General features: G+C 72.2%; 14 protein-coding genes and 1 pseudogene. 5 read left to right on the top strand and 10 right to left on the bottom strand.

Annotation, left to right across the window (positions count from 1 at the left end; translation table 11 throughout):
* Positions 1-87 precede the first annotated feature (87 nt).
* From ISP_RS30855 to ISP_RS30865, 3 genes and pseudogenes are all read left to right on the top strand, one after another.
* Positions 88-573, top strand: a pseudogene (locus ISP_RS30855) (aspartate/glutamate racemase family protein); the annotation flags it as partial.
* 91 nt (positions 574-664) lie between these two features.
* Positions 665-1,930 carry an alginate lyase family protein gene (locus ISP_RS30860; RefSeq protein ID WP_230468444.1) on the top strand — a complete coding sequence of 422 codons (1,266 nt, stop codon included), beginning with the start codon at positions 665-667 and terminating at the stop codon, positions 1,928-1,930.
* Between the two features lie 98 nt (positions 1,931-2,028).
* Positions 2,029-2,460, top strand: coding sequence for a peptidase inhibitor family I36 protein (locus ISP_RS30865; protein WP_013227814.1), 432 nt, complete (start codon positions 2,029-2,031; stop codon positions 2,458-2,460).
* Positions 2,461-2,477: 17 nt separating this feature from the next.
* On the opposite strand, the gene ISP_RS30870 is transcribed toward ISP_RS30865, so the two are convergent.
* The 4 genes from ISP_RS30870 to ISP_RS30885 form a co-directional block, all read right to left on the bottom strand.
* Positions 2,478-3,428: a copper transporter gene (locus tag ISP_RS30870; RefSeq protein WP_013227815.1), complete on the bottom strand. Its 951-nt coding sequence runs from the start codon at positions 3,426-3,428 to the stop codon at positions 2,478-2,480.
* The gene (steA, locus tag ISP_RS30875) at positions 3,425-4,609 is read right to left on the bottom strand and encodes a putative cytokinetic ring protein SteA (protein ID WP_034286379.1); all 1,185 of its coding nucleotides are present in this window, start codon (positions 4,607-4,609) and stop codon (positions 3,425-3,427) included. Before steA ends, ISP_RS30870 begins: the two co-directional genes overlap by 4 nt.
* 88 nt (positions 4,610-4,697) lie before the next feature.
* Positions 4,698-5,873 carry a DUF1266 domain-containing protein gene (locus ISP_RS30880; RefSeq protein WP_013227817.1) on the bottom strand — a complete coding sequence of 392 codons (1,176 nt, stop codon included), beginning with the start codon at positions 5,871-5,873 and terminating at the stop codon, positions 4,698-4,700.
* The gene (locus tag ISP_RS30885; RefSeq protein ID WP_013227818.1) at positions 5,870-6,862 is read right to left on the bottom strand and encodes a zinc-binding alcohol dehydrogenase family protein; all 993 of its coding nucleotides are present in this window, start codon (positions 6,860-6,862) and stop codon (positions 5,870-5,872) included. The genes ISP_RS30880 and ISP_RS30885 overlap by 4 nt, the downstream gene beginning before the upstream one ends.
* A 66-nt stretch (positions 6,863-6,928) precedes the next feature.
* On the opposite strand from ISP_RS30885, the gene ISP_RS30890 reads away from it, so the two are divergent.
* Positions 6,929-7,372, top strand: coding sequence for a MarR family winged helix-turn-helix transcriptional regulator (locus ISP_RS30890; RefSeq protein ID WP_013227819.1), 444 nt, complete (start codon positions 6,929-6,931; stop codon positions 7,370-7,372).
* Between the two features lie 97 nt (positions 7,373-7,469).
* On the opposite strand, the gene recN is transcribed toward ISP_RS30890, so the two are convergent.
* The 6 genes from recN to ISP_RS30920 all read right to left on the bottom strand — a co-directional run bounded on the left by recN (position 7,470) and on the right by ISP_RS30920 (position 12,896).
* A complete protein-coding gene (gene recN, locus ISP_RS30895) occupies positions 7,470-9,251 on the bottom strand; it encodes a DNA repair protein RecN (RefSeq protein ID WP_014467394.1) in 1,782 nt (593 codons plus the stop codon).
* 89 nt (positions 9,252-9,340) lie between these two features.
* Complete coding sequence (locus ISP_RS30900) at positions 9,341-10,267, bottom strand: NAD kinase (protein ID WP_013227821.1); 927 nt, start codon at positions 10,265-10,267, stop codon at positions 9,341-9,343.
* Complete coding sequence (locus ISP_RS30905) at positions 10,264-11,091, bottom strand: TlyA family rRNA (cytidine-2'-O)-methyltransferase (RefSeq protein ID WP_013227822.1); 828 nt, start codon at positions 11,089-11,091, stop codon at positions 10,264-10,266. Before ISP_RS30905 ends, ISP_RS30900 begins: the two co-directional genes overlap by 4 nt.
* A 5-nt stretch (positions 11,092-11,096) precedes the next feature.
* Positions 11,097-11,294, bottom strand: a complete 198-nt coding sequence (locus ISP_RS30910) for a hypothetical protein (protein WP_013227823.1) — start codon at positions 11,292-11,294, stop codon at positions 11,097-11,099.
* A 17-nt stretch (positions 11,295-11,311) separates the two neighbouring features.
* A complete protein-coding gene (locus ISP_RS30915; RefSeq protein WP_013227824.1) occupies positions 11,312-12,277 on the bottom strand; it encodes an HAD-IIA family hydrolase in 966 nt (321 codons plus the stop codon).
* Positions 12,270-12,896, bottom strand: coding sequence for a tetratricopeptide repeat protein (locus ISP_RS30920; protein WP_013227825.1), 627 nt, complete (start codon positions 12,894-12,896; stop codon positions 12,270-12,272). The genes ISP_RS30915 and ISP_RS30920 overlap by 8 nt, the downstream gene beginning before the upstream one ends.
* Here ISP_RS30920 and ISP_RS30925 point away from each other — a divergent pair.
* A complete protein-coding gene (locus ISP_RS30925; protein ID WP_148281989.1) occupies positions 12,873-13,631 on the top strand; it encodes a hypothetical protein in 759 nt (252 codons plus the stop codon). The genes ISP_RS30920 and ISP_RS30925 overlap by 24 nt on opposite strands.
* Positions 13,632-14,518 lie beyond the last annotated feature (887 nt).

Raw genomic sequence — 14,518 nt, forward strand, 5'->3', positions numbered from 1 at the left:
GGGGGGGTGCCCGGCTGGGGGGCGGGGGGGGGGGGGGGGCCCGGGGGGGGGGGCGTGGGGGGGGGGTGCCCGGCCGGGGGGGGCGGGGGGGGGGGGCCCCACGGCCGCGAGGGCGCGCGCGAACTGCTGGACGTCCCGGTCGTCGACATCACCGAGGCCGCCGCGCACCTGGCCTGCCTGCTCGGACGCCGCTACGGCGTGGTGACCACTTTGGACCGGACGTGCGGGCTGATCGAGGACAGCCTGCACGCCGCCGGCGTCGCGCAGAACTGCGTCACGGTCACCGGCGCCGGGCTCGGCGTGCTGGAGCTGACCGACGGACGCCGGACCGAGTCGGCGCTGCTCACGGCGGGCCGTCGCGCGCGGGACGCCGGAGCGGAGGTGCTGGTGCTCGGCTGCGCGGGGATGACCGGGCTGGACCGGAAGATCGCGACGATGCTGGACATCCCCGTCATCGACGGCGTCGCGGCCGCCGTCCGGCTCGCGGAGTCGCTGGTGGCGCTGGGACTCAAGACGAGCCGCGCGGGGTCGTACGCGCGGCCGCTGGACAAGCGGCGCACCTGGCCGCATTGACACTTGCCGCTTCGCCCGGTCAGAATCCCTGCAGCCGTACCGCCGCCCGGTGACGAGTGGGGATTTTGACGTCCCCGAAAGGGCGGTCGAAGTGCGAAGGGTTTTGGGCGCACTGGCGTTGTCGGTGACCGTGGTCTTGGTCCCGGTGAGCGGGACGGCGGTGGCCGCTTCCCCACCCCACACCGTCGTCACCGACGGCGCCAAGCTCGCGAGCATCCGGCAAGCAGTTCGCAGCGGCCACGCGACACAGACGCAGCGCGCCGCGCTGAAAGCGGTGCTGGACAAGGCGAACACCGCGCTCACGGCCGGACCGTGGTCGGTCGTGGAGAAGCCGTCCGCGCCACCGAGCGGCGACAAGCACGACTACACGAGCCAGGCGCCCTACTGGTGGGCGAGCCAGCCGAAAACGCCGGAAAACCCGCAGGGCTGCCCGTACGTCAGCAAGGACGGCCAGCGCAACCCGGAGGCCGACGCGATCACCGACCACACCTACCGGATGTGGGCCTGGGACGCGATGTACTACCTCTCGCTGGCCTGGTACTACACCGGCGACGCGAAGTACGCGAAGCGGGCGGCGCTGGACATCCGGACCTGGTTCCTCGACCCGGCCACCCGGATGAACCCGAACATGACGTACTCGCAGATCGTGCCGTGCCGCGACACCGTCAGCGGCACCGGGATCATCGACTCCACCCAGTCGTTCAGCCAGCTGATGGACGCGTTCGCGCTGCTCGACGGCGGCGCGCCGGGCTGGACCGGGAAGGACCGCTCCGGGATCAAGGCGTGGCTGACGCAGTACCTGAGCTGGATGCAGACCAGCCCGCAGGCCAAGCTGGAGCTGGCCGCCACCAACAACCACGGCACGTTCCTCGACATGCAGAACGCGACGATCTCGGCGTACCTGGGCAAGCGTTCCGAAGCGAAGAAGATCGTGCTGGACGCGGAGCAGAAGCGGTTCCCGGTGCAGTTCGCCGCGGACGGCAGCCAGCCGCTCGAGCTCTCGCGCACGATGTCGTGGCACTACGTCAACTTCAACCTGACGGCGTGGGGCCGGCTGGCCGAGGTCGGCAAGAACCTCGGCGTCGACGTCTGGAAGTACCGCGCCTCGAACGGCGTGACGCTGCGGAAGGTGGTCGACCAGCTGATCCCGGGCGCGCTGCAGGGTGCCGCGGCCTGGCCGCACCAGCAGATCGGCGTGTTCGACCAGTCGATCGCGGCGGACATCTTCCACGCGGCGGCCGAAGAGGGACACGACCCGGACGCGGCGGCGGCGCTCAAGCAGATGCCGTTGCCCGCGGGCGGCGACACGTGGCCGGCGCGGGTGTCCTGCTTCCCGCTCGACCCGCCCCTGCGGTGATTCCGCCATTCGGGTGTTGATCGACGACGGCCCTCAACCGGGATGACGGCTGGGGTGTTGTCCCGGCGACGACACCACTGCCGATTCGAGGAGACACCTTGGGAACCGCCGGAAAACGTCTGGTCCAGGCCACGCTCGCCGCCGCGGGCGCCGTCGCCCTGCTCGCCACCGCCGCGCCCGCGGCGAACGCGGCGACGGCCCGCAACGGCATCTGCGAAAGAGGCGAGTTCTGCTACTACTACGGCGCCGGCTTCAAAGGATCGGTGTCGGACTTCAGCGGGCCGGTCGCGAACTACGGCAGCACACAGCCGGGTTGCTACGAGTTCAAGACCCCCGGTCAGCCCGGCTACGGGCAGTGCATCAAGAACAACGCCCGCTCGGCCAAGAACCTCACCAGCATCTGGGTGGTGAAGGTGTATTACAACAGCAACTTCGGCGGGCCGAACCACACCTACAACCCCGGCGGCGAGGGGGATCTGGGCAGCCTCGCCGCCGAGAACGCCTCACACGACTACGAGCTCGTCAGCTGAACCAGCGCCGGCCGGGATCAGTTCCCGGCCGGCGCGGTGACGCCCGGGGCGGGGGCCTGGGCGTTGCCCGCCACGCCGTAGCGGCCGGCACCGCCGTCGAGCTGTTCCTTCAGCGCCAGTACGGTGCTGACCCGCCCCGCCGAGGTATCGGCATTGTCCACTGTGGACAGGATCGACGTCGCCGAGGTGTCCGCCCGGACCACGCCCAGCGCGCCGGTGCCGTCCGCGGAACCGGCGTCGCCCACCAGGACCGCGCCCGCACCGCTGCGGTCGAGCTGCGTCGCGACCCGGGCGATCGTCGCCGCGCGGTCGCCCGCGCCGTCGCCGGTCGCCTGGGCGCCGGTGAGCACGATCGCCAGCTGCGCCGGCTTGACGTCCGGGCCCGCCTTGACGAACCCGCCGTCGGTGAGCCCGCCGAGCGCGGCCGACAGCTCTTCCGGGGAGGACTGCGGTTTCGCCGTGGTCTTGTCGAGCAGCAGCACCGAACCGAGCAGCGCGCCGGCGAGCGTGCCCGAATCGCCCGCGGTCGGGAACTTCGAACCGGCCGGCTGCAGCCGCGTGACGACGTCGCGGAGCGGGTCGGACTTCTCGGGGTTGGCGAACGCGGACGTCAGCTGCACCTCGCCGGTCACCGACGCCCCGGCCTGGCCGATCAGCTGCTTGAGCGCGTCCCGGTCGGCCGGGCGCGCGTCGTCGGTGGTCACCAGCACCACCGACCGCTTGTCGAGCGCGCCGGCGACGACCTTCGGGCCCATCGAGCCGGCGAAGGCGTCCGCGTCGGTCAGCCGGGCGTTGAGCGCGTTGCGCTGCGCCTCCAGGTCGGCGACCTGGCTGCCGAGGTCCTTCTTCTCCCCCGCCAGCCCGGACAGCAGTGTGCCGTTGAGCGCCGTCGAGCCGAGCACGACGCCGACGGCCAGCGCAAGGAAGCAGGCGGCGATGGAAACTACGTGGTAGCGCAGCGAAATCACGTGAACAATCCCTTGGCCCATGCGAAGAACGAATTCCAGGTGTGCCGGAGCCAGTCGAGGTAGACCGAGCCCACGTCGGACACCAGCAGCGCCGCGGCGACCACTACCACGGCGGCGAGGACGAGCAGGACGATCGCGCCGATCGACACCCGGTTGCGGTGCAGCGTCGCCACCGCCTTGCCGTCGACGAGCTTCGTGCCCAGCTTCAGCCGCGTCAGGAACGTCGACGGGTTCGAACCGGACCGGCCGTGGTCGAGGAATTCGCGCAGCGTGGCCTGGAAGCCGACGGTGACGACCAGGCTCGCGCCGTGCGCGTCCGCCAGCAGCAGGGCGAGGTCTTCGGCGTTGCCCGACGCCGGGAACGTCACCGCGCCGATGCCGAGGTCCTGGATGCGCTCGACCCCGGGCGCGTGCCCGTCGGGCTGGGCGGGCACGACGACCTCGCCGCCGCCGCGCAGGGTCGCGGTGCCGATGCCGGTGGGGTCGCCGACGACGACGTCCGGCCGGTAGCCCTGCACGCGCAGGGTGTCGGCGCCGGCGTCGACGCCGATGAGCACCGGGCGGTGCTCGGCGATGTACTTCTTGAGCTTCTTCAGGTCCTCGGTGTGCCCGTTGCCGCCCGCGACGACCAGCACGTGCCGGTCCCGCAGCGGCACCTTCAGCTCGGGGACGCCGACGCCGTCGAGGATCAGGGTGCGCTCGCGACGCAGGAACTCGATGGTGTTCGCCGAGAACGCCTCCAGCTGCGTCGACATCCCGGCCTTGGCCTCGATCATCTGGTCGGCGACGCTCTCGACGGTCTGGGCGATACCGGAGGCGACCTGGCGTTCGCCGATGTAGACGACGCCGTCGAGCAGCCGCAGCTTCGTGCCGTCCTTGATCGAGCGCAGCAGCTCGCCGCCGACCGAGTCGACGAGCGGGATGCCGGCCGCGACGAGGATCTCCGGGCCCATGTTGGGGAACCGGCCGGAGATCGACGGCGACGCGTTGACCACGCCCGCGACCTCGGCCTCGACCAGGGCGTCGGCCGTCGCGCGGTCGAGGTCCAGCTGGTCGAGCACGACGATGTCGCCGGGACTGATCCGGCGCAGCAGCTCCCGGGTGCGGCGGTCGACCCGGGCGACCCCGGTGATCCCCGGCAGGGGTTCTTGATGCCGCGTGAGCAGACCGGTGAGCTTCATGTGGCCGATGGTGACAAATTTGCGCATGGGACGATGCTCGCCACGCCGTAGCCGGGGTGACTCGTTGTGGTGACCTCCCCCGCACGGGTCAGGCTTCGGACTCCTCCGACAGCGAGCCGAAATCGAGGTTCAGCCAGGGGCTGGCCGGATCCTGAAGGAGCTGGTGGTGGACGCGCACGGCCGCCGGGTACCACTCGCCGAACTCGTCTTCGTCGGCGTGCAGCACCCGGCCCATGACGTACCCCGCCGACAGGTCGGCCCATGACTGGTGGTAGCGGCGGGCGAGGGAACCGGCTTCGAGCACCATCAGCTCGGCGCTCAGCGCGTCGCAGTACCCGGCCGCCAGGCCCCCGCGGGCGATGGTGACCGCACGGCCGACGTCCCAGGACAGCGCCGTCGTCACGCAGCCGTCCGGGTCGACCAGGCCGTCGGCGCGCAGCCGCCGCTCGTACCGGGACACCCGGCGGACGGTGTCCCGCAGCTCGTCGGCCTGGTCCGCGGCGTCGTTCTCCGTGCACCACCGGTCCACCAGCTGCGCCCAGGTCAGCGGATCGAAGTCGGCACCCGGCAGCCCGTACTCGGCGGCGAACCGCAGGCGCAGCATGAGGACCAGGTTGCCGGGCGTCAGCGCGTAGCCGTCGCCGATCAGGTCGGTCATCGTCGCCCGCCAGCCGGCCGGGTCGGGCACGCCCCACCAGTCCCGCAGGCTCCGCACCTCGGCGACGTAGTCGTGGTAGCGGCCGTCGAGGAGGTTCCAGGGCGCCGCGTTGAGCACGGCCAGGTGCGCGCCGCAGGCCAGCGCGTGCGCGATCGGCCCTTCGAGGTGCCCGTACGGCGCGGTGATCAGCCGTTCGACCTGCTCCTCGAGCGGCGTGACGTCGCCCGCGTGCGCGTCGAGCCACGGCTGCAGCGTCGCCCCCGGCAGCCGCCACTCGCCGCGGGTGCCGCGGTTGAAGATCACGCGCTCGTGCCGCCCCACCCCGTCGACCGCCCAGTCGAGCGCGCCGCTCATGGCGACGACGTCCGAGCCGAAGTCCGGCAGCGCGCCACGGGTGAAGACCTGCAGGAACTCGTCGCCGCCGGTCTCGAAGTAGACGTTCGGGAAGGTCTCCGCCCGCTCGTCGAGGATGCTGCGGGCGTCCACCCGCCGGATCGGCACGAACAGCTCCTCGCCCGCGAGCAGGCCGAGGTAGCGGTCGAGGTCGCCGTCCCGCCGCGCGGCGACGAGCTGGGCTTCGACATCGGCGGGCGGCGGCAGGATCACGGGGCGGCTCCCTCCGCTCGGCCGGTCAGCACGACGAGCTTGCCCGCCGTCCGGTTGTGCTCCATGTCGTCGTGCGCCTGCCGGATCTCCGCCATCGAGTACACCTTGGCCGGGCCGAGGCTCGCTTCGCCGTCGGCAATCCGGTCGAGGTGGCGCTGGAGAACGGAGGCGGGCAGGTCGTCCGCCTCACCACCATAAGCGGTCAACCGCACCCCGGCGGGAAGGTAGCCGATCGGATAGAAGTTCGAGATCGTCCACTGGTTGGACAACATGCCGGCGAAGCAGACGGTCCCGTGCACGCGGGTGGCGTTCAGGGTGTCCGGCAGGGTCGGGGTGCCGACCAGTTCGAGGGCGGCGTCGACGCCTTCGGGCGCGATCTTCCGGACCTGTTCCGCGACGTTCCCGTCGTCCAGCAGGGGGTGGTCGACGCCGTGTTCGCGCAGGGTTTCGATTCGGCCGGGCTGCCGGGTGGTCGCGAAGACGGTGGCGCCGAGGTCTTTCGCCAGGGTCGCGGTGGCGAACCCGAGCGCGGACGTGCCGCCGCGGATCAGCAGCGTCTGGCCGTCTTTCAGGTCGAGGCCGGTGGTGAGCGAGCCGTACGCGGTCTGCAGCGTCTCCGGCACCTGCCCGATGACCTCCCACGGCAGGTCGGAGCGGAACGGGATGACCTGGCTGGCCGGCACGAGCGTGTATTCGGCGTAGCCGCCGTCGAACGTGCGGCCCATGCCGCCCATCATGGTGGCGACCTGCTGCCCTTCGGCGAGGTTTCCACTCGGATCGGCGTCGACGATCCCGACGGCCTCGATGCCGGGCACGCGCGGGAAGGTGACGCCGTCGGCCAGCCCGAGCCGGGTGTGCAGCTCGGACCGGTTGAGGCCGAACGCCTTGACGGCGATGCGGACCCAGCCGGGTTTCACCTCGGGCAAGGGAAGTTGGGTGAGTTCGAGGTTTTCGACGGGACCGGGTTCCCGGAGTACCACCGCGCGCATCCTGGGTCCTTTCTTCGCAAGCGAACAGTCCGCACAACAACTGTCCGCGTGAGTACTATTCCCGGGGTGAGCCTGTCCCGAGAACACGATGCGGCGTGGCGGGGATTCCTGCGGTCCTCGGCGCTGCTGCTGCGGGTGCTCGACGCCGAGCTGCGCGCGGCACACGGGATGTCGCACCGCACGTACGACGCGCTGGTGCAGCTGTCCGAGGCCCCGGAGCGGCGGCTGCACATGAAGGACCTGGCCGACGCCCTGGTGCACAGCCCCAGCGGGTTGACGCGCCTGGTCGACGGCCTCGAGCAGGCCGGCTACGCGCGCCGCGAGGTCGACCCGGCCAACCGCCGCGCGACCCTGGTGGTGCTGACCCCGGCCGGGCTCGCGGCGCTGGAGGCGGCCTGGCCCACGCACGTCCGAGGGGTGGAGCGGCACTTCGCGGACCAGATGACCGGCGAGCAGGCCCGGGTGTTGGCCGAGGTGTTCGGCGCGATCCGCCTGAGCCTCGGCGACTGAGCGACCGCCCGGCCCGGCCCGCGGCTGCGCTACCCGCGGCCCGGCAGCTCCGCGGCCCAGCTACCGGGAGCCCGGCGGCTCGGCAACCCCAGCCCGGCTACTTCTTCTTCGCCGCGCGCTTCTTCTTCGGCTCGAACTCCGTCTTGTCCTTCTCCGCCGTGGCCAGCAGTTCCTCCGCGTGGGCGCGGCCCGTCTCGTTGTCCATGCCCGCGAGCATCCGGGCCAGCTCACTGACCCGCTCGGTCTGGCTCAGGTTCTTCACCCCGCTTCGCGTGACCCCGCCGGTGTGGCCCTTGTCCACCACCAGGTGCTGGTCCGCGAACGCCGCGACCTGCGGCAGGTGCGTCACCACCAGAACCTGGTGGGTCCGGGCCAGCCGGGCCAGCCGGCGGCCGATCTCGACCGCCGCGCGCCCGCCGACACCCGCGTCGACCTCGTCGAACACCAGTGTCTGGACCGTGTCCGCGTGCGCCAGGACCACCTCGATCGCCAGCATCACCCGCGACAGCTCGCCGCCCGAGGCGGCCTTGTGCACCGGCAGCGGCGGTGCGCCGTCGTGCGCGCGCAGCAGCAGCTCGACGTCGTCGACGCCGTCCGGGCCCGCGTGCACCGCGCGGCCGTCGATGGTCAGCGCGTGCGTGTCGCCGTGCTCGGCCGGGCGCTGCTCGACCGTCACCTCGATCGCCGCCTGGCCCATCGCCAGCCCGGACAGCTCCCGGGTGATCTCGGCCGCCAGCGATGCCGCTGCCTTTTCCCGGGCGCCCGACACCTCGGACGCGTGCGCGGCCAGCTGGATCGCGAGCTGGTCGCGCCGCAGCGCCAGCTCGGCCAGCGCCTCCTCCGACGTGTCCATGGTTTCCAGCCGGCGCCGGGCATCGTCGGCCCAGGCGAGCACGCCGTCGACGTCCGCCGCGTACTTGCGGGTCAGCCGCTTGAGGTCGGACTGGCGGGCCAGCACCTTCTCCAGCAGTGCCGGGTCGGCGTCGAGCGTCTCGACGTAGTTGCCCAGCTCAGCCCCGACGTCGGTGAGCAGCACCGACGCTTCCTCCAGCCGCGGCGCCAGCTCGCGCAGCACGGCGTCTTCCGCCGTCGAAAGCCGCCGCAGCGCCTCGGAGACCAGGCCCATCGCGCCCGGGGCATCCAGGTCGCCGTCCGGGGAGCCGGACACCGCGGCGTGCGCCTCGGTCGCCGCCGCGCGCAGCTCGTCGACCGCCGCGAGCCGCTTGATCTGATCGGTGAGCTCGACGTCCTCGCCCGGCTCCGGCGCGACGGCGTCGATCTCGGTCAGCCCGTGCTTGAGCAGGTCGGCCTGCTGGGCCATCTCCCGCGAGCGCGTCGACCGCTCGGTCAGCTCGGCGATCACCGCCAGCCACTCCGACCGGATCTCCTGGTACGCGCGCAACGGCTTCGCCACCGCGTCGCCGGCGAACCGGTCGATCACCGCGCGCTGCTCGGCCGGGCGCAGCAGCCGCAGCTGGTCGTTCTGCCCGTGCACCGCGATCAGCTGCTCCGACAGCTCCGCGAGCACGCCGACCGGCACGGACCGGCCGCCGAGGTGGGCGCGGGACCGCCCGTCGACAGCGACCGCGCGCAGCGCGATCACACTGCCGTCCTCGTCCACGTCGGCGCCCGAATCGGTGACGATCCGCTCGGCGCCTTCGACGCCGGAGTAGGTGAACCGCCCTTCGACGAACGCCTTGAGCATTCCCGTCCGGACCTTGGACACCTCGGCTCGGCCCCCGGACAGCAGGTGCAGTCCGGTGACGACCATGGTCTTGCCCGCACCCGTCTCACCGGTCACGACGGTGAAGCCCGCGTGCAGTTCCAGCAGGGCGTCCTCGATGACTCCGAGGCCCTGGATGCGCATCTCGGCCAGCACGCCGCCTACGGTAGCGGCCACCACCGACACTCTGCGCGTCCGCTACCCCGGCGAGTCGCCGATGTGTTCGAATTCCGCGCCGAGCGGAGTCATTCGCAGGGCCGCGCGTGGCGCTCGCGCCAGCTCTTCACCGGCAGCGAGAACTTCTGGACCAGGCGGTCGGTGAACGGGCCGTCCCAGAGCCGGACCAGCCGCACCGGGGTCGTGCCGCAGGTCACCCGCACCCGCGCGCCCGGCAGCAGATCGATGGGCCGGGTCCCGTCGCAGGTCAGCACCGCGGACGAGCCGTCCGGGTCGATCCCGACGGTGATCACCGAGTCGCGGGAGACGACCAGCGGGCGCGCGAACATCGCGTGCGCGTTGCTCGGCACCACCAGCAGCGCCTGGACGTCCGGCCAGATGATCGGGCCGCCCGCCGAAAACGCGTACGCGGTCGAGCCGGTGGGTGTGGCGCACAGCACACCGTCGCAGCCGAAGGCGGACACCGGACGGCCGTCGACCTCGATCAGCGCATCCAGCACCCGCTCCCGGGTGCTTTTCTCCACGCTGGCTTCGTTGAGCGCCCAGGTGCGGGCGACCTCTTCACCGTCGTGGGTGACCGTGACGTCGATGGTCATCCGCTCTTCGACCTGGTAGTCGCCGTCGACCACCCGCTGGACGGTGTCGGCCAGCGCATCGGAGTCGGCTTCGGCGAGGAAGCCGACGCGCCCGAGGTTCACCCCGAGCACCGGCACCCCGGCGGGGCGGGCGACCTCGGCCGCGCGCAGCAGTGTGCCGTCGCCGCCGAGGACGAAGACCAGCTCCACGCCGTCGGCGGGGTTGTCGTCCGCGTCGACGACGGTGCAGGTCGCGCCGACGCCGTGCTCTTCGGGGCTGATCAGCGCGCAGACGTCGTGCTCGGTCACCCGGATCCGGATGCCGGCCTTGGCGAAGCGCGCCGAAACCTCGCGCGCGGCTTCGCCCGTCGCTTCGCGATCGGGGTGCACCATCAGGAGCACTTCACGTTCGGTGGTCATGCGGGCCCTTCCTCGACGGCGGTCCGGACGAGCCGCTCGGCCTCAGACCTGTCTACCGCGTCCACTGTGGACTCGGCCACCTGTTCTTTCTTGAGCCACACGAAGTACTCGACGTTCCCGGACGGCCCGGGCAGCGGGCTCGCGGTCACCCCGCACAGGGCGAGTCCGAGTTTCGCGGCCTCGTCGATGACGGTGAGCACGGACTCGGCGCGCAGCTCCGGGTCCCGGACCACGCCGCCGCTGCCGAGGCGGTCCTTGCCCACCTCGAACTGCGGCTTCACCATCGGCACCAGATCGGCGCCTTCGCGCGCGCAGGCCGCGAGCGCGGGCAGCACGAGCTTGAGCGAGATGAAGCTCAGATCCCCGACGATCAGGTCGACCTGGCCGCCGAGGTCTTCGGGGGTGAGGTTGCGGACGTTCGTGCGATCCATGACCACCACCCGGTCGTCGGTGCGGATCCGCCAGTCGAGCAGCCCGCGGCCGACGTCGGCGGCGATCACGGTCGCGGCGCCGTTGCGGAGCAGGACGTCGGTGAAACCGCCGGTGGACGCGCCGGCGTCGAGGCAGCGCTTGCCTTCGACGGTGAGCTCGGTGAACGCTTCGAGGGCGCCGAGCAGCTTGTGCGCGCCGCGCGAGGCCCAGCCGGGGTCGTCTTCGTCCTTCACCACGATGGGCGCGCCGGATTCCACGCCGGTGGCGGGTTTGGTCGCGACCATGCCGCGGACGGTGACCTTGCCGTCGGTGATCAGCGCGGAGGCCTGCTCGCGCGAACGGGCGAGGCCGCGCCGAACCAGTTCCGCGTCGAGGCGGGCCCGCTTGGGCACGCCGATCAGACCTTGTCGATGCTGGACAGGGCGGCCGTCAGCTCGGTGTGCACGGCGTCGAAGCGCTCGACGTGCTCCGCAAGCGGCAGCGCGTCCAGGTCGTCCAGCCCGGCGACGGCTTCGTCGATGCCGGCCCGCGGGTCGGTCTGCTGCGAGAACGAACCGGGCGGCGGGCCCGGGACGGGGGAGGGATGGTCCTGCACAGTGCAAACGGTATCAGTCAGGACAGTCTGGCCTTGGCGCGCTCGCCGAGTTCGGTGACGCCGGTCTCCCAGGCCGTGTGGCAGAGGGCCCGGAGCAGGTCCAGGTCGTCGCCGTCGCCGTCCGCGGCCAGCACGCCGCCTTCTGTGGAGACGGTCCAGCCCGGCCGCGGCCCGATCTTGAGGTCCTCGGCTGCTTCGGTGAGTGCGGTGAGGTCTTTCGCGAGGTACGTCGCCCGCTCGGCCGGGACGGCCTCGATCAGCTGCTTGGGCGTCGCGACACCCGAAAGGACGACCAGCGAGTCGATGCCCGCGGCGACCGCACCGGCGATGTCGGTGTCGAGCCGGTCGCCGACGACCAGGGGCCGCTCCGCACCCGCCGAGCGCGCGGCCGTCTCGAACAGCAGCGGCTGCGGCTTCCCGGCGACCAGCGGTTCGACCTCGGTGGCGGTGCGCAGCGCGGCGACCATCGAGCCGTTGCCGGGCAGCAGGCCGCGCTCGCTGGGCAGCGTCGCGTCGACGTTGCAGGCCACCCACAGCGCGCCGGCGCGGATGGCCAGGCAGGCCTCGGCCAGCGCGGCCCAGGTGTTGTCCGGCGAGTGCCCCTGGACGACGGCCCGGACGCCGTCGCCGTTCTCCCGCACCGGCGTCAGGCCGGCCCCGGCGACTTCGGCGGCGAGCGATTCGGTCCCGACGACGAGGACCTCGGCGCCGGGCTCGAGCCGTTCCTTCAGCAGCTGTACGCCGGCCTGGGCGCTGGTGTGCACCTCACCGGTCTCGGCGGGCATGCCGAGCGCGGTGAGGTGCGCGACGACCTCGTCGGGCGCCTTCGAGGCGTTGTTCGTGACGAACCGGACGGGCGTGCCGTGCTCCCGCGCGGCCCGCACCGTCTCCGGGGCACCCGGGATCACCCGGGTGCCGTGGTAGACGGTGCCGTCGAGGTCGAAGAGGACCGCGTCGTAGGCCGCGAGGAGGGCGTCACTCATCGGTCGCTTCGGTGTCCTTTGCTTCGGCTGCTTCGGCGTTCTCGTTCGACAGGTCGGCAGCGCGCTCCGCGGCGTCGGTCTCGTCCTCGGCGTCGGCCTCGGCGGCGTTGAGGAACCACCGGATGGCCTCGTCCTTGCGCCCGGCGGCCGCGAGGTTGTCGGCGTAGGCGTAGAAGAGCCGCGCACTCCACGGGTCACGCTTCTCGGCCTTGAGGTCGTCGCTCTGCAGCGACACGACGGCGGCGTCCAGCTGCCCGAGGTCCCGGCGCGCTCCGGCCGCGACGATGGCGAGCTCGACCTGGACGGCCTTCGCGAGCTTCGCCGTGTCGGCTTCCTTCGCCAGGTCGAGAGCCCGCTCGGGGCGGCCCAGCGCGCGCTCGGCGTCGGCGATGATGGCGATGTGGTCGTCGCTGCGGGTCATCCGGCGGACGGCCCGCAGTTCGGAGAGGGCTTCGGACCAGTTGCCGGCGTGGTAGGCGACCAGGCCGAGGGCTTCACGCACGATCGGCACGCGGGAGGCCTTGGCCTTGGCGTACTTGGCGTGCTCGAGGGCGGCCTCGGGATCGCTGTCGATCAGGCCACCGGCGGCGACGAGGTGCTTGCCGACGGTCTCGGCCAAGCCCTTCGGCAGCGTCCGCAGCTCGCGGCGGGCTTCCTCGTCGAGGTCCGAGAACTCGATGTCCTCGGGGAGCTCGGGTGCCTCGAGGAGTTCCTTGGCGAGGGCTTCGTCGTCGAGCGGGGCGCCGACCTTCGGCCGCGGGTCCCGGCGGGGCCGGTCGGCCTGGGGGCGGCTGTCGCGGTCGTAGCGCCTGCCGGAGTCGCGGGAGCCGCCGGTGCGCTCGCCGCGGTTCTCCCGGCTGCTGTCACGGTTGTCCCGGCTGTCACGGCTGTCGCTGCGGGAGTCGTCGCGCCGCTGGTAGCTGCCGCGCTCGCCGCGCGAATCGTCCCGGCGGTCGCTGCCACCGCGCCCGCGGTCATCCGAACGGGCAGCACCCGTCCGGGTACCACGGTCATCATCGCGCCGCTGGTAACTGCCACGCTCACCACGCGAATCATCGCGCCGGTCATCGGAGCGGGAGCCACCGGTGCTACCACCGCGGTCATCGCGGCGCTGGTAGCTGCCGCGGGAGTCGTCGCGACGGTCGCTGCCACCACGGCCCCGATCGTCCGAACGGAAACCACCGGTGCTACCACCGCGATCATCACGGCGCTGATAGCTGCCACGCGAATCATCGCGACGGTCGCTGCCACCACGGCCCCGATCGTCCGAACGGAAACCACCGGTGCTACCACCGCGATCATCACGGCGCTGATAGCTGCCACGCGAATCATCGCGCCGGTCGCTGCCGCCTGAGCGGAAGCCGCCGGTGCGGCTGCCGCGGTCGTCGTCGCGACGGTCGCTGCCGCCCGGGCGGAAACCACCCGTTCGTGCGCCGCGCGAATCGTCGCGGGCGCGGTCGTCCGAACGGAAACCTCCCGGGCGGCTGCCACGGTCGTCGCGGCGGGCGGAACCGCCGCGGTCTTCCCAGCGGGGCTTGCGGTCGCCGTACGACGACTTGCCCTGCGGCCGGCCGCCCCGGTCCTCGTAACCGCGGCCCGAACTGTCGTTGCTGCGGGTGCCCGAACGGCTGTTTCCCCGGTCCTCGTACCGGCTCCCCGACCGGGCAGCGCCACGGTCGTCGGAGCGGGCGCCGCCGGAGCGGCTCGGGCCGTCGGAGAAGCGGCCGCCACCCGGCCGGCCGCCGGAGTCGCGGCTGCCGTAGCCGCCCTTGCGGTCGTCGCGGTCGCTGAAGCTGCGGCCGGTGCTGCGGCTCTGACCTGCGGGTCCTCCGCGCTGGTCGCGGTCGCGGGGCCCGTCGCCGCCGCGGAACGGCTTGCCGCCGCCGCGGACCCCGCGGTCGTCACGGCGCGGGCGCCCCTGGTGAGTGTTGTCGCGGCCGCCGCGGTCCTGCCGCGCGCCGTGCCGGTCTCCCCCGGATCCGTCCGATCGGCCCCGGGAGCCTTCGTCCCGGCGTGCCGACCGGCCGGACCCATCATCGCTTGAGTCTCGTCGACCGAACTCGGACACCTGGCCTCCTGCCATGGAAAAAATCTTGTTCTGGACATACGCGTACGGCCCGTCAGGGCAGCCAACTGGCTATCCTAACGGGCCGTACGGAAGGTAAGTTCGGCGGTGTCCTACTCTCCCACAACCCTTCGGTTGCAGTACCATCGGCGCTGTCAGGCTTAGCTTCCGGGTTC

Origin of the sequence: Amycolatopsis mediterranei, assembly GCF_026017845.1 — a bacterium.
Lineage (GTDB): Bacteria > Actinomycetota > Actinomycetes > Mycobacteriales > Pseudonocardiaceae > Amycolatopsis > Amycolatopsis mediterranei.

Bases quoted from the DNA above. Each gene is read 5' to 3' on its own strand.
- steA (WP_034286379.1), bottom strand. From the start codon at position 4,609: ATGAAGCTCACCGGTCTGCTCACGCGGCATCAAGAACCCCTGCCGGGG.
- ISP_RS30885 (WP_013227818.1), bottom strand. From the start codon at position 6,862: ATGCGCGCGGTGGTACTCCGGGAACCCGGTCCCGTCGAAAACCTCGAA.
- ISP_RS30900 (WP_013227821.1), bottom strand. From the start codon at position 10,267: ATGACCACCGAACGTGAAGTGCTCCTGATGGTGCACCCCGATCGCGAA.
- ISP_RS30915 (WP_013227824.1), bottom strand. From the start codon at position 12,277: ATGAGTGACGCCCTCCTCGCGGCCTACGACGCGGTCCTCTTCGACCTC.